Consider the following 1,043-nt stretch of genomic DNA (forward strand, 5'->3'; position numbering starts at 1 on the left):
GCCAGTTCAAAAGCGCGAATGATCCTAATGTTGTTCAAGGTCCGGTGAAACATCCTGATTTGTCGCACTTGCCCTACATTGGGGACATTCCAGACTTTAACTCTATCAAAGACGCCAAAGAAAAAAAGGCGGCATTTTTCGATTTCTTACGGCCTAAAATCGCACTAGAAAATCACAGGATTGAAAAAGAACGTGCTTTTCTAAGCTCTCTTGAGATTGGAGAAGTGTCGCCGGACGAAGAAGCTTACGCAGAAAGATTAGCGCAGTTATATGGTTTTCCTCTTCATGATGGTCATGTTGATGAAGCTTGGCTGACTGAAATGTTAAAGCGAGTCAATGTTTTACCAGAAGCATTAGTGCTAACTCAAGCTGCCAATGAATCCGCGTGGGGTACTTCTCGTTTTGCTACTCAAGCAAACAACTTGTTCGGCCAATGGTGTTATAAACAGGGTTGCGGAATTGTGCCTGCTCAGCGTGCTGCAGGAAAAACTCACGAAGTTCAAAAATTCGATTCAGTTCAGCAGTCAATTCATGGCTACTTTATGAATGTGAATCGCAATCCAGCTTACGCTGACTTACGTGATATTCGAGCTATGTTGGCAGATAAGCACAAAAACTTGTTATCCGTGGCGACAGCATCAGAACTCACTCATGGACTGTTGTCTTACTCCGAGAGGGGCATTGCATACGTCAATGACTTACGCTCGATGATTCGTCACAATAACGCCTACTGGACTCAATAAAATAATAATCGAATGAAAAAGTTAAGCTTAATTTTAGGAAGTGCAGCACTCTTGCTCTCGTCACCGATAACGCATGCTCAAGAGTATATGTTTACGTATTCCAAACTGTATACTCAGTTAAAAAATAACACTAAAGAAGGGCATGATGACGTTAAAGTCGGTGTGTTCTTCGTCGATGCCAGAACTAAGCAGTTGTGTGCGATCGAAAAAGCGTGGATGGAAAAGGAAGAACATTACGAAGAGTTTGTGATTCCAGCGTCGAAAGAACTACCATTACCGATCGACAAAAATCTAAAATCC

Annotated in this window: 2 protein-coding genes; both read left to right on the forward strand. The window is 42.3% G+C overall.

The window, feature by feature from the left end:
• Positions 1 to 743: glucosaminidase domain-containing protein (locus tag R7040_RS24845; RefSeq protein ID WP_318097333.1), on the forward strand; the 743-nt coding region annotated here is incomplete at its 5' end.
• A gap of 12 nt (positions 744 to 755) precedes the next feature.
• A partial coding sequence (locus tag R7040_RS24850) for a DUF2987 domain-containing protein (protein ID WP_318097334.1) occupies positions 756 to 1,043 on the forward strand: 288 nt, incomplete at its 3' end.

Source organism: Vibrio sp. 1069 (assembly GCF_033340555.1).